Annotated in this window: 1 protein-coding gene; it reads right to left on the reverse strand. The window is 54.9% G+C overall.

Translation table 11 applies throughout. The annotated features are described in order from the left end of the window. Positions 1 to 386 (reverse strand): trypsin-like peptidase domain-containing protein (locus HZY82_RS00020; protein WP_179938315.1); only part of this gene is annotated, 386 nt, incomplete at both ends.

Below are 386 nucleotides of genomic sequence, written 5' to 3' on the forward strand. Positions count from 1 at the left end.
CGCCCAACTGACCGCGCTGAACCTTACCGCTGGTTTTCAACTGCTCGGCAACGTTCATCGCCACATCAATCGGAATCGCAAAGGAAATGCCCATAAATCCGCCGCTGCGGCTGTAAATTTGGGAGTTGATTCCGACTACCTGACCTTTCAGGTTAAACAGCGGGCCGCCGGAGTTACCCGGATTGATGGCAACGTCGGTTTGGATGAAAGGCGTATAGCTTTCGTTCGGCAGGCTGCGCCCTTTGGCGGACACGATGCCCGAAGTAACGCTGTTGTCAAAGCCAAACGGCGCACCGATGGCGGCAACCCACTCGCCCGGTTTCAAATCTTTCGGATTGCCGATTTTGACGACAGGCAACTCTTCCGAAGCGTCAATCTTCAGTAGG

It is taken from the genome of Gemella sp. GL1, assembly GCF_013415365.1.
Taxonomy (GTDB): domain Bacteria; phylum Bacillota; class Bacilli; order Staphylococcales; family Gemellaceae; genus Gemelliphila.